This window comes from Bartonella sp. W8122, assembly GCF_016102485.1.
Lineage (GTDB): Bacteria > Pseudomonadota > Alphaproteobacteria > Rhizobiales > Rhizobiaceae > Bartonella > Bartonella apihabitans.
In genome coordinates this window covers 569,104-581,764 of the sequence record NZ_JACFOO010000001.1, presented here as the reverse complement: position 1 = coordinate 581,764, position 12,661 = coordinate 569,104, and the positions used below count along the sequence as shown (strand labels likewise).

At 45.9% G+C, this 12,661-nt stretch carries 9 protein-coding genes; 5 read left to right on the top strand and 4 right to left on the bottom strand.

Annotated elements, in window-relative coordinates:
* Window positions 1-238: 238 nt before the first annotated feature.
* A complete protein-coding gene (locus H3S83_RS02580; protein ID WP_198238833.1) occupies window positions 239-1,714 on the bottom strand; it encodes a RimK family protein in 1,476 nt (491 codons plus the stop codon).
* A gap of 6 nt (window positions 1,715-1,720) precedes the next feature.
* Window positions 1,721-2,821, bottom strand: a complete 1,101-nt coding sequence (locus H3S83_RS02575) for a GNAT family N-acetyltransferase/peptidase C39 family protein (protein ID WP_198238832.1) — start codon at window positions 2,819-2,821, stop codon at window positions 1,721-1,723.
* A gap of 341 nt (window positions 2,822-3,162) precedes the next feature.
* On the opposite strand from H3S83_RS02575, the gene H3S83_RS02570 reads away from it, so the two are divergent.
* Window positions 3,163-3,774 (top strand): transglutaminase-like cysteine peptidase, encoded by a 612-nt coding sequence (locus H3S83_RS02570; RefSeq protein WP_198239639.1) that lies wholly within the window; start codon window positions 3,163-3,165, stop codon window positions 3,772-3,774.
* 505 nt (window positions 3,775-4,279) lie between these two features.
* On the opposite strand, the gene H3S83_RS02565 is transcribed toward H3S83_RS02570, so the two are convergent.
* Together H3S83_RS02565 and H3S83_RS02560 are read right to left on the bottom strand one after the other, a co-directional pair.
* Window positions 4,280-5,386 (bottom strand): PLP-dependent cysteine synthase family protein, encoded by a 1,107-nt coding sequence (locus H3S83_RS02565; RefSeq protein ID WP_369459004.1) that lies wholly within the window; start codon window positions 5,384-5,386, stop codon window positions 4,280-4,282.
* Window positions 5,387-5,541: 155 nt separating this feature from the next.
* On the bottom strand, window positions 5,542-6,108 hold the full coding sequence (locus H3S83_RS02560) for a GcrA family cell cycle regulator (RefSeq protein WP_077973402.1): 567 nt from the start codon (window positions 6,106-6,108) through the stop codon (window positions 5,542-5,544).
* 573 nt (window positions 6,109-6,681) lie between these two features.
* On the opposite strand from H3S83_RS02560, the gene H3S83_RS02555 reads away from it, so the two are divergent.
* The 4 genes from H3S83_RS02555 (at window position 6,682) to H3S83_RS02540 (ending at window position 12,616) form a co-directional block, all read left to right on the top strand.
* A complete protein-coding gene (locus tag H3S83_RS02555; RefSeq protein ID WP_198238831.1) occupies window positions 6,682-7,881 on the top strand; it encodes an aspartate aminotransferase family protein in 1,200 nt (399 codons plus the stop codon).
* 10 nt (window positions 7,882-7,891) lie between these two features.
* Entirely contained in the window at window positions 7,892-8,815 is a 924-nt protein-coding gene (gene argF, locus H3S83_RS02550; RefSeq protein ID WP_077973400.1) for an ornithine carbamoyltransferase, read from the top strand.
* A gap of 198 nt (window positions 8,816-9,013) precedes the next feature.
* Window positions 9,014-10,039, top strand: coding sequence for an Hsp33 family molecular chaperone (locus H3S83_RS02545; RefSeq protein ID WP_198226541.1), 1,026 nt, complete (start codon window positions 9,014-9,016; stop codon window positions 10,037-10,039).
* A 507-nt stretch (window positions 10,040-10,546) separates the two neighbouring features.
* Window positions 10,547-12,616: a transglycosylase domain-containing protein gene (locus H3S83_RS02540; protein ID WP_198238830.1), complete on the top strand. Its 2,070-nt coding sequence runs from the start codon at window positions 10,547-10,549 to the stop codon at window positions 12,614-12,616.
* Window positions 12,617-12,661 lie beyond the last annotated feature (45 nt).

The window sequence follows — 12,661 nt, the reverse complement described above, 5'->3', positions numbered from 1 at the left end:
CATATCGGCCTTTGCGTTTTTAATTTTTGTTTTTTGCCCCAAGGGGAACGGGAAGGCCGTTCATGCTTTCCACCCAAAAACGATGTTTTTGAAGAAACAGCCGAGAGCCATTTACGCTTGGCAGCGAGATAAAAATCATTCTGATGAAATATGAAAAAACCGGCAATATATTGCCGGTTTTTTCTTTAAAGCTTTATAAATCAACATCAGGCCTTTAAATCGCCGTTGGTTCTTTTAATCAACGTTCAAGGCGCTCGATAAACCAGCGTGTGAGATTGATCCAGACATCATCCTTTTCCGCCAGATCCTCGACCCCGTGTTCGATATTGGGGTTGTCGTTGACCTCAATGACGACAATGCCTTCATCGGTTTCTTTTATATCAACACCGTAAAGGCCATCGCCGATGCAACGGGCCGCCTTCAAACCGATTTCCACAACTGCCGGCGGTGCATCGGGAATAGCATAGGTTTTGAAACCACCTTCCAGCGGTTCACCACCATTCGGATCATGTTTGATAATTTGCCAATGGTGGGGCGCCATTTCATACTGGCAGACAAAAAGCGGCTTGCCACCCAACACACCGACACGCCAATCGAATTTGGTCGGTAAATATTTTTGTGCCAGCAAAAGATCACTATCTTTGAGCCATTCATGGGCAAGGCGGCGTAATTCTTCCATCGAGCCAACGCGTTTCACCCCGCGTGAAAACGAAGAATCCGGAATTTTCAACACCATCGGGAAGCCGAGCGTATCTGCCGCTCTTACGAGATCATCATTGCCACCGATCATCACTGTGGGGGGAACCGGCACACCATTCGCGCGCATCAACTCGTCAAGATAGACTTTGTTTGTACAGCGGATCATCGACATCGGGTCGTCAATAACCGGCATATTTTCCTGTTCCGCGCGACGGGCAAAACGATAGGTATGATTGGATATATTGGTTGTTTCACGAATAAACAGCGCATCGAAATTGGCAAGACGGGCAAGATCTCTTGCCCCGATCGGTTCGACTTCCACACCAAGGCGGGCGGCAATTTTTGCCCAATGCTTCAAATCGGCAACGTTTGTTGGTGGCAATTCTTCTTCCGGATTGCATAACACAGCAAATGTCCAGCGTGGCGGCACTTTGTGACGGGCTTCTTTCCAGGCCCGTGTCGTATAAGTTTCCATCGCCTGATAGAAAGCATCGCGACTTTCACCTTCAAGTTTTTGCCAATTGGCAAAACATATTTTGTGAATGCGTGCCCATTCACCCGGTATAACGTGAACTTCCAATGCCGGAGCCCGATACCAGTCAAACAAAAGGTGGCCGAATTTCTCAAATCGGTCACCTTTAATATCATTTGAACTATCGGTAATGCCAAAAAATACCCTGATAATTTCCGGTGCGCGTGTACCGTCTCCTTTCAGGGCTTTGTTGAGACAATCTTCAAGCTCGGGAATAGATTTTTTATATAACCGTCGTTCCGACAGGTCGATCATGGTTTCCACAGACGGCAACACACGATGGCCGCGGGCTTCGGCAAGAAGCGAGCAGTAATAGGCGCGGCTTTGATAACGGTAGGAACGTGACAGGTTGATAATACGGGGACGCTGACCGGCAAATAATGCCGGATTGGCCAAATAATCACGATGGGTCATGACCTTGTGGGTCGTTGCACCATTATCTACGTCAGACACTCGTCCAGCAAGAATTACACAAATAGTCATAGAAAACTAGCTTTTCTCCAATATGACGGCTGCGCGCAAACCGTCTTTTCCAAAGCGCGCAATATGATCAAACACTTGATAGTTCAAAGGCAAATTTGCAGAATCAGCAATTGTCTCGCCTGCATCTTCCTCCACCCATGGATCATGGATGTGGATATGGCTTCCATCATCTCCATGGACCAGCACCCAATGAGGAATTTTTTCACCAAACATGTGATAGAAACTGATGAGCACAAGAACCAGAGCACCTCGTGCCAAAGCAGCACGAATATCATCCAGCGTAAAAGCAGCAATCCGCACCGGAATGTGTGCTGCATCAGCCTGCTCGCGAAAATCGGTCTGGGCAATTTCCATAATTTCGCGTTTTTTGGGATCGCGCACCGAATTGATAAATAGAAATTCGTAACTTGTGACGATGATTTCAGCTTTCAAACCATAATTATGGGCAAGAACAGCAAGCCCGAAAGGCTCGCACCCCCCCGGCCCCGAAAGCATGAAAACCGTTGTTGCACCCCGCCACAGTCTAAGCTCGAACACAGGATCAAGGCGCGATTGCGGATTGAAATATTTGAGCGCCATCATCAGACAGGCAGCGCCACAGGTAAATTCCGAAGTCTGTTGATAATAGGGAACTGATGTTTCAACCGGCGTATCACCACGCAAGGTTTTTTCATAACGCAAAGCCGGCGTATGATCGGCATAATAATCAAGATAACGGCCGATCGGCCGGTAATGAAAGCGTTCATAAAGCTTGATTGCGCGTTCATTGTCTTCGCGAACTTCGAGGCGCATATAAACGCGCCCTTCATCAAAAGCCGCCTGCTCTGCCGACTCTAATAACTCGGAGCCGACACCTTTTATTTTGCCACCGGGTTTGACAGCAAGTGAATAAAGGCGCGCAAGTGCTGTGCCTTTACGAAACAAAATCATTGCATAGCCGATAATTGTTCCATCAATTTCGGCAACAATCGTTCTTGCTGTCGGACGATCAATTAATGTACGAAAAGAACGACGCGATATTCTGTCGCTGTCAAAGCAGGCTTCTTCGACAGCTACAAGTGCATCTATATCGTCTATAGTTGCTTGTCGTTTAATCAAATTGCCCATTCACACACTCTCAATTCCCGAATGCCTTTGCCTTCAAGGCTTAACACCATCCATATAAGTGATTTTTTACGCATGAATAGGCTATATTTCAGCTTTTTCAAGAAAACACTAAAAACTATCACACGCTTTTTATGAACCATCCTGTAATAACGTTTTTTCGACATAAAAAACTATATTAACCATATCAATTGGCTAACTCATTGAAAATAAACAATTCACAAATTTAACCATAATTTAAATCTTAATAAAGTGTTGCATTCCGGTCATTGACTAGCAAGCCAGTTTGGACTTTAACCTTTTGTTAACGATCTTTATCGTGAAAAGTTAAATTGAGTACAAAAATGGTGTTTGCGTTCAGATTATTCGGAGTGGCGTTTTTAACGTTTGTCGGACTGACATCCGCGGCAAAAGCGGCTGGTGAATTTATGACCGTAAGTGGCCAAACGTCGCAGCCCATAGGGCACTACGAATTTTGTGAGCGCTTGCCGCAAGAATGCAAAATTCGCAACACCATTCTCCAACCGGTAAAGTTAACTCAAAATGTCTGGGATATGATGCTGGATGTCGATCATAGTGTTAATGCCCGTATTACTCCCGCAACAGACATGGAACTTTACGGCAGGGAAGAATATTGGACCTATCCGGTAAACGCCGGCGATTGCGAAGACTATGTTCTTGAAAAGCAGAAAGAATTACATGACAAAGGTATGCCGCTTGCCAGTCTGCTTATTACCGTTGTGCGTAAACCTGACGGCGAAGGCCATGCTGTTTTAACTGTACGGACAGATCGCGGTGATTTTGTACTCGACAATTTGCGTGATGAAGTCTTCAACTGGAAAGACACCGAATATACATATCTCAAACGTCAATCGACACAATCTCCCGGAAAATGGGTCAGCATCGAACAACGTGACGATATTGTTGTGAGCTCGGTCAACAATACCGGAAATTGAAAAAACAACTTACTGCCATTTTTAATTTCGACAATTGAGCTTGCACCTCTTCGGCTATTTGTTTTCAAAACTTTTTGTGCTGAAAAGGTGCCGGAACAGGCTGCCAATCATGCACTATATGTGTTCGTGCTCATCGCCATTGTCAAACTTGTCTTGTCCCTTGCAAGATGTTTACCGGATAAATTAGAACGACCGAAAAGTTAAAAACTTGTCGCCCATCCAAGAAATTGTCATTTTTCAAGCGGAATAAAATTTCATTGTGACCAATCATCATCATTGATCGGGTGGTGGTAAAGTACTCAACACCATTATTTTGTCGGTCAAAATTTTGTCCGGGCAAAATTTTTCAAACTGATGGGGGCTTTACTCTTAGAGCATCCGTTGGGCACCCCGAAGCACGCTCAAATGGCTTCAGCCTGAAAAATGATTTCCGGCAAACCGGCTTCCTGCAAAATGGGTTCAACCGGCTTTCGTTATCAAAACCGGCTAAAGGCAAAAGCAACAATCAGAAGGGTTTCCCTTCTACAAAGAGTTGTTCCAGACGTTTCATATCACCGGAAATATCAAAACCTTTTTTAGCAAGCCACTGATCGTCAAGATAGGTTGAGCGATAACGTTCCCCACTGTCACAAATCAATGTTACGAGCGAGCCACGCTGATGATTTTTAATCATATCGGAAATGAGTTCTGCAGCTGCATAGACATTGGTACCGGTAGATCCGCCGCAACTGCGACCGATAAGGCGGCTTATCACACGCATGGCTGCAAGACTTGCCTGATCGGGAACCGAAATCATCCGGTCTATCACGTCCGGCATGAATGACGGCTCGACACGTGCACGCCCGATACCTTCAATCACCGAACGACATGACTCTATTTCCTTTATCGACCGGTCGGCATAATGGAGGTGAAAAACCGAAGCTTCCGGATCGGCTACACAAAGTCTCGTTGAAAATTTGCGATACCGGATGTATCGCCCCAATGTTGCCGATGTTCCACCAGTGCCTGCACTTGCAACAATCCATTGCGGAACGGGATGCGGTTCTTTGGACATCTGGCAGAAAATTGAATCGGCAATATTGTTGTTGCCACGCCAATCTGTTGCCCGTTCGGCAAAGGTAAACTGGTCTATATAATAGCCCCCCAATTCATCAGCGAGGTTTTGAGCTGTTACATAAACCGATTTCGGATCATCTATAAAATGAACATTGCCGCCATATGCTTCTATGGCTGCGACTTTTTGCGGTGACGTTGTCCTCGGAATAACCGTCACAAAAGGAACGCCGATCAATTTTGCAAAATAGGCTTCCGACACGGCTGTCGAACCGCTCGAAGCTTCGACAATAGTCGTCTTGGGCCCAATTTTTCCATTGCAAAGAGAATAGAGAAAAAGCGAACGCGCCAAACGATGTTTCAAACTTCCTGTCGGATGGCAGGATTCATCTTTCAAATAGAGCGTTATCCCGCATGAAGCCGGTAAATCATAACGGATGAGATGGGTATCGGCCGAACGGTTTATTTCCGCTTCGATAATTTCAATTGCTTTTTTAAGCCATTCCTGACTGCAAGAATGCGGCGCGTCATAGCTTACGATTGAATCAACTTTATTCACTTTAAATCTTCCTTTTGGAGAGATTTAAATTATAGAATTGAATATTAAATTTGAAGAAAATACAGTTCGTTTTTTCTAATAAATAAAAAAACCTTGGAATAAACATTCCAAGGTTTTGCTTATTATTAGTATTTTATGCTCTTCTAGTTCGGCATTCAAGCTCTTACGCGACGGCGTTCCGAAACCGGCTGGAAAGCAAGTTTTGCATGGAAAGCGCAATAGGGACCTGACTCTCCCGCATCGGCACCGCAGAAATAGAAGTCATCCGACAGCGGGTCGCCAACAGGCCATTTGCATGTATTTTCACTCAATTGCAAAAGGCTCAAATGTCGTGACATCGGCACAACAACATCCGTTGAAGGCTGTTCTTCCACTTCGGAAACCGCATCGGCAACAAAATCCAGTTTCAAAGCTGTGGCGCCGATCGTTGAAGGCTGTGGTTTTTTGGCTGAAGCCGCAACAGCAGCGGCAACCGGTGCGACCGGCGTATTGCGGGGAGCACGTGGTGCCTGTGTTCCATTATTGACAACTGTTTCGACCGGCTTCTTTGTACGTGGCGTTGCTTTTGTTGTTTTGCCACGTCCTGACAATTTCAATCGATGAACCTTACCGATAACGGCATTACGGCTAACTCCGCCAAGCTGGGCAGCAATCTGGCTGGCACTCAACCCGTCACTCCAAAGCTTTTTCAAAAGTTCAACACGTTCATCTGTCCAGTTCATACCGGCACTCCGTTCCTTAATTTCCATCATTGCCTCATATCAGATAAGTGGCATGACAATTAACTTTATCATCTCTTTTATTGCCGGAATCCATCCCTGCGCTAAGAAGCGCAAAGCAGTCATACTTGTTATGATAATTATCCGGCAGAACCAAAAATGTTCCAGTTTTACGCTAAGTACTACTATACGCTTTGACTCTATGACAAGGGTCTACATGACCTTATATAGGTGTTTTGAGACGTTTTCCCCAACTTGCGAATCACTTTTTTTGGAAAATTCGAAAATTGCTCGTGAAAAATGTGATTTTTGCAAGATATTTTTTAAATATGGTCTTTCAAAGGCATCAATTGACTTTTTTCCCGACAGGCAGGATATTGAAAATGGATAGATTTTAGCAGCGTCGTGGCAAAATACGGCGCTGTTGATATTTTATCTCTGATAAAAACTGTTTTTCAAAAAACCTAACGTTTCATTCAGAAAAACAGAGATAATATTGTCCCTGCTATGACAGAGAGCCGGACTGTCCGGATTTTGTCACAGAGGAAAATTGACGATGGAGTAGGAGACCAGGCAATGACCCAAAACAATGCGCAACCACTTTATGATACTTTTGCACGTATCGGTTTGCGCTTCACGCGAGGAAATGGGGCCTGGCTGATCTCCGATAATGGTGAGCGCTACCTTGATTTTACCTCCGGTATTGCAGTCAATGCACTTGGCCATAATCACCCGAAGCTTGTCAAAGCCGTTGAAGAACAGGCCAACAAGCTCTGGCACGTATCAAACCTCTTTCAGTCTCCTGAACAGGAGAAAGTAGCAGAAAGACTTTGTGCAAATAGTTTTGCCGACAAGGTGTTTTTCTGCAATTCCGGCGCCGAAGCAATCGAATGCGCGATCAAGACGGCCAGACGTTACCAATATGTCAGTGGACACCCTGAACGTTATGAAATCATAACTTTTGAAGGTGCTTTCCATGGCCGCACACTGGCCACTCTTGCAGCCGGCGGCCAACAAAAATATCTTGAAGGCTTCGGCCCGAAAGCTCAAGGTTTCGTACAGGTTCCTTTCGACGATGAAAAGGCCTTGCGTGCTGCAATTGGCGAAAAGACTGCCGCTCTTCTTATCGAACCTATTCAGGGTGAAAGCGGGTTACGTCCGGTTCCGACCGAATTCATGCAATTATTGCGCCGCATCTGTGATGAAAACGGATTGTTGTTCATTGTAGACGAAGTCCAAACCGGTATGGGGCGGACAGGCAAATTATTTGCCTATCAGTGGTCGGGCATAGAACCCGATATCATGGCGCTTGCCAAGGGTCTTGGAGGCGGTTTTCCAATCGGTGCTTGTCTCGCAACAAAAGAGGCAGCCAAAGGCATGACACCGGGGACCCATGGTTCGACATTTGGTGGAAATCTTCTTGCTATGGCTGCGGCCAATGCGGTACTTGATGTTATGTTGGCCGACGGTTTTCTCGACCATGTCAATGCCATGGCCAACCTGTTCAAACAGGGATTGGCTTCCATTATTGACCGTTTTCCCGATGTCGTAGAGTCAATTCGTGGAGTAGGGCTTTTAACCGGGCTTAAATGTGTTGTTAAAAACACTGAAGTTATTGCTGCTATGCGTGATGAAAAACTTTTAGGCGTTGGTGCAGGAAACAATGTTATTCGTCTTTTACCGCCATTGACTGTCACCGAAGATGAAATTCGCGACGGCCTTCACCGCATTGAAAAAGCTGTCCAATACGTTTCTAATGCCCACAAACAAAAATAGGCTTGATATTATGACGAAGAATATTCGCCACTTTACTGATTTGTCCATTCTCTCGCCGGAAACTGCCCGCAACATCATCGAGCACGCCAAAAAGGTCAAGGCACTTCTTAAAAAAGGCCAATCGGAAAAACCTTTTACTGGCAAAACACTCGCCATGATTTTCGAGAAACCGTCAACACGTACACGCGTATCATTCGATGTCGGGATGCATCAATTGGGCGGCGAGACGATCATGCTCACCGGCTCGGAAATGCAACTTGGACATAGTGAAACGATTGCCGATACAGCTCGCGTACTTTCCCGCTTCGTTGACATTATCATGATACGGACAACGGCTCACACCAGAATGCTGGAACTTGCAGAATATGCCGGTGTTCCTGTCATTAATGGCCTGACAGATGATACCCATCCTTGTCAGATTTTGGCTGACATTATGACCTATGAAGAACATCGCGGACCAATCACCGGCAAAACTTTTGCGTGGATGGGTGACGGGAACAATGTTTTACATTCATTCATTGAAGCATCCGCACTTTTCAAATTCAATTTGAGAATTGCAACCCCCAAAGGCAGCGAACCGCAGCAAAAATATATTGATTGGGCTCGTCAAAATGGTGCGAACATTGTTCTCACCAATAATGCCGAAGAGGCCGCCAGAAATGCCGATTGCATTGTTACCGATACATGGGTTTCAATGGGACAGGAATTCCGGGCCCGCGGACACAGTGTATTCCAGCCTTATCAGGTTAACGAAGCATTGATGGATTTGGCCAAACCGGATGCCTTGTTTATGCATTGTCTTCCGGCCCACCGTGGCGAAGAAGTTGTCGACGCGGTCATTGACGGACCACATTCTGTTGTCTTTGACGAAGCCGAAAACCGCTTGCACGCCCAAAAGGCTGTTCTTGAGTGGTGCTTGCAGGCGTTAAAATAATACCTATCTATAAAGGCTACTTGCAAAAGGTTCTACTGTATTTACCGGCTTCAGGCATTATGAAGTATTCATCTGGACAATATGTCCAGAGACTTCATTGTGCCGGAGCATCTTTGCTTTTTAAAGTAAAATCAAACAGAACCATTTTTGCAATAATACTCTGGCAGTCTTTAAGGAAATGCGGTTTTGACAAAAGAAATGAATGTAAACGACCAATCGGCTCAATACAAAAAGAGCCCTTCCCTTGGTGATTTCAATTTTGCTGGCGATGATGCAGTTGTGCCTTTCGAGGTGGAAGAGCTCGACGCACGTGGCCGCGCTGTACAATTGGGAACCGCGGTCAACAGCATTTTGTCGCGCCACCACTATCCAGAACCAGTAGCGCGGTTGCTGGCTGAAGCAATGGTTTTAACCGTTTTACTCGGCACATCATTGAAATTTGATGGTAAATTCATTTTGCAGACTAGTTCTGACGGGCCGGTCAACCTTCTGGTGTGCGATTTTAAAACCCCGTCCAGTTTGCGTGCTTATGCAAGATTTAATGAAAAGAAACTTGAAGAGGCTGTTGCTTCCGGTCACGATGCCCCTGAAGAACTTCTTGGCAAAGGGACTTTGGCACTCACAATCGATCAGGGCGAACATATGCAACGCTATCAGGGGATTGTTGCACTTGACGGTTCGAGTCTTGAAGAAATAGCGCGTAACTATTTCAAACAATCGGAACAGATTCCGACCGAAGTCAAGCTTGGCGTTGCGACACTTTTCGACCGTGATGAAAATGGCCATTCAAGAGAAAGCTGGCGGGCTGGCGGTGTGCTTGTCCAACATCTTCCAAAGTCTTCCATCGAAAGCAAAACGACCAAGAAAATTGATAAGAAGACCGATCTCGACCATTGGACCGAAGTCAAGGCACTTGTCGACACGATCGAAAGTTCCGAGATGACGGATCCACAGGTAGGAGCGGAAAGACTATTGTTCAGATTATTCCACGAACATGGTGTCAGGGTTTTCAATGCAAGAACTATTCTTGATCAATGTTCATGCTCGCGTGAAAAAATTGAAAATGTCTTGAATACCTTCACCGCGGACGAGATAAACTCCAGCATTGAAAATGGCAGAATTACTGTAAAATGTGAATTCTGTTCGACGGTATATAATTTTAATCCGGAAGAATTCCGGAAAACTCAAGACAATGTAGCCAATCTGAAGGCAAAACAAAATTGAAAATTCAATGCAGCCGATTGGCTAAAACGCCATTCGGCTCCATTGCCATTTTAAACCTCGTTCCTCGAATAAAACCGGACAATCCCTTGAAGCTGATTTATCGTATTTTAACGGAAATCAGGAACTGATCTATTATTGGACTTTTCGATAAAAACACTTCTAGAGAAAAATGATCCCCTCCAAAAGACATCAAACCACTCCCATGCGGAAACCGGTTTGTTAAATTGCGGAAATCTCTGGTAGCGCGATATTTCGCTTCTCTTGAGAGAAAAATATAACAGATCATAAATAATAGTGAGGAAGTGCTTGAAGCTTTTGAAATGATTGGATAGTGCAATCGATCTTACTTAAAATTGCCGGAATCATTCTTCTATGCTAGCAAAACAGCGAAATGTTCAATCCGGTTTCCGGTTTAACGCTCAGGTTCTTGAAATTTTTTAAAAGTCTTTCCATGTCGGCAATATTCAATAAAAATGCTAGTCTTGAAAAAATCGGAGCGTTTCTGATATGCGCTTGACTGATGAAGACCGTGCATTGCCGCCGCAAGGCGGTTCCGGCGCAAAAAGGGGCAAGTCGCGGGAAAAACGAAAAAATCATGGGCTCATGTTCCGTCTGATCAAATGGTGTTTCATTCTTGCTATCTGGGGCGCGATAGCTGTCGCAGCTTATGTCGGCTATGTCGCACTTAAAATGCCGCAAGCTTCAACGTGGAATATCCCCCAACGACCGCCAAATGTGCGCATTATTGATCGCAACGGATTTCTGATTGCCAACCGCGGAACAACAGGTGGTGAAGCACTTTCATTGAAAGAAATGAGCCCGTGGATACCGAAGGCCGTGGTAGCAATTGAAGACCGCCGTTTTTACGACCACTATGGCGTTGACCCGATCGGAATTGCGCGCGCAATGGTAACCAATATTATCCATAGCCGCAGCAAACAGGGAGGCTCGACACTTACCCAACAATTGGCCAAGAATCTGTTTCTTTCTCCCGACAGGACATTGGAAAGAAAGGTGCAGGAAGCGCTGCTGGCGCTCTGGCTCGAGCATAAATATACCAAAGATCAAATTCTGGAAATCTATTTGAACCGTGTTTATCTTGGGTCAGGTGCTTATGGTGTCGAAGCAGCCTCAAGGCGGTATTTCGGAAAATCGGCTAAAGATATTGATTTGATGGAAGCCGCAACTCTGGCAGGATTGTTAAAAGCACCCTCGCGCCTTTCGCCTGCACGTGATCCGAAAGCTGCCAATGACCGTGCCAAACTTGTTCTTGCTGCCATGAAAGAAGAAGGCATGGTGAGTGATGCCGAGGTAGCGATGGCAGAAGCCGAACCGATGGCAAGGGCTCAATCCTATTGGACCGGCTCGGAAAACTATGTTGCCGATCAGGTTGTTCAACAATTACCGTTTCTCATCGGCGAGACAGATAAGGATATTGTGGTCGAAACCACGCTTGATATGACACTTGAAAGGGCTGCCGAAGAAGCAATCCGCACACAAATTTCCGAAAATGGAGAAAAACGCGACGTGAGCCAGGGCGCACTTGTATCGATTGATAAAAGCGGTGCAATCCGCGCCATGGTGGGCGGTGTCGACTATGCGCAAAGCCAGTTCAACCGCGCGACCGATGCAAAAAGACAACCCGGTTCAACCTTCAAACCCTTTGTCTATCTTGCTGCACTTGAAGCCGGTCGTACCCCCAATACAATCCGCAACGACGCACCGGTCAGAATTGGCAACTGGACGCCAAAAAATTACGGCGGCAAATATATGGGTGAAGTCACATTGACCACCGCTTTATCCCATTCGCTAAACTCTGTTGCCGCCCAATTGATTATGGAGGTCGGTACCGACAAGGTTATCGAAGTGGCTCACCGTCTCGGTATCCATTCGGCACTTTCGGACAATGCCTCTATCGCACTTGGCACGTCGGAAGTGAGCTTGCTTGAATTGACCGGCGCATTTGTGCCTTTTGCCAATGGTGGTTATAAGCCGCAATTAAGACTTATCTCGAAAGTAGAAGATACAAACGGTAAAACCATATATGATTTTGGTGAAATTACGGCCAATCGCGTCGTTCAATCAGATATTGTCGGCATGATGAATGCGATGCTTGAACAGACTGTCGAGAACGGTACTGCACGAAAAGCCGCAATCGACCGTCCGTCTGCCGGAAAAACCGGCACAAGTCAGGATTTTCGCGACGCATGGTTTATCGGCTATACAACAGATTATGTGACAGGCATATGGTTCGGAAATGACGATGGTCATCCGATGAAAACAATTTCCGGCGGTTCGCTTCCCGTGCGCGCTTGGAAATCCTTTATGACGGTTGCCGAAAAATCCTTGCCGGTATTGCCACTTCCGGGCAATTATAACCTGCAAAATGCGGTTCCCGGAGGCAATGATATTTTGCCTGAAAGCGAACAACCGTCGACAACGCCTTATCCGGCTCCGCCGCCTGAACCGGGTAGCAATGACGATTATTGGGCCCCCCGCCCGCCTGCCGATGTGAGTGAAGCACAACCTGCTCCACAAAAAAAACGTTCATTTTTTGACTTTTTACGTGGGCGGTAGTGCGTAAGGCGCTAAAAATATCCGATATATCTAGAAATTTACTAT

Bases quoted from the DNA above. Each gene is read 5' to 3' on its own strand.
- argF (WP_077973400.1), top strand. From the start codon at position 7,892: ATGACGAAGAATATTCGCCACTTTACTGATTTGTCCATTCTCTCGCCG.
- H3S83_RS02570 (WP_198239639.1), top strand. From the start codon at position 3,163: ATGGTGTTTGCGTTCAGATTATTCGGAGTGGCGTTTTTAACGTTTGTC.
- H3S83_RS02555 (WP_198238831.1), top strand. From the start codon at position 6,682: ATGACCCAAAACAATGCGCAACCACTTTATGATACTTTTGCACGTATC.
- H3S83_RS02545 (WP_198226541.1), top strand. From the start codon at position 9,014: ATGAATGTAAACGACCAATCGGCTCAATACAAAAAGAGCCCTTCCCTT.
- H3S83_RS02575 (WP_198238832.1), bottom strand. From the start codon at position 2,821: ATGGGCAATTTGATTAAACGACAAGCAACTATAGACGATATAGATGCA.
- H3S83_RS02560 (WP_077973402.1), bottom strand. From the start codon at position 6,108: ATGAACTGGACAGATGAACGTGTTGAACTTTTGAAAAAGCTTTGGAGT.
- H3S83_RS02580 (WP_198238833.1), bottom strand. From the start codon at position 1,714: ATGACTATTTGTGTAATTCTTGCTGGACGAGTGTCTGACGTAGATAAT.
- H3S83_RS02540 (WP_198238830.1), top strand. From the start codon at position 10,547: ATGCGCTTGACTGATGAAGACCGTGCATTGCCGCCGCAAGGCGGTTCC.